This is a genomic window from Collinsella sp. AM31-2AC, from assembly GCF_003469285.1.
Lineage (GTDB): Bacteria > Actinomycetota > Coriobacteriia > Coriobacteriales > Coriobacteriaceae > Collinsella > Collinsella aerofaciens_AT.
In genome coordinates this window covers 329-615 of record NZ_QSJB01000050.1, presented here as the reverse complement: position 1 = coordinate 615, position 287 = coordinate 329, and the positions used below count along the sequence as shown (strand labels likewise).

General features: G+C 70.4%; 1 pseudogene. It reads right to left on the bottom strand.

The window, feature by feature from the left end:
- Nucleotides 1-89: 89 nt before the first annotated feature.
- Nucleotides 90-287: pseudogene (locus DW796_RS10710) on the bottom strand (dTDP-glucose 4,6-dehydratase); the annotation flags it as partial.

Below are 287 nucleotides of genomic sequence, written 5' to 3'. Positions count from 1 at the left end.
AGGTCGACGACCTTGAGGCCCCCGATGCCGGTCTCGGCGACGGAGAGGTCCTTCTCGAATGCGATGTCTGCCATGTCTCTCTCCCCTCCTTACTGGCCCTGCGCGCGGTAGCGGGCCTCGGTGGCCTCCTTGGCCGGGCGCCACCAGGACTCGTTGGCGACGTACCAGTCGATGGTCCGCTTCAGGCCCCCGGCGAAGTCGGTGTGCGCCGGCCTCCAGCCCAGCTCGCGCTGCAGCTTGGTGGAGTCGATGGCGTAGCGGCGGTCGTGGCCGGGGCGGTCGGCGAC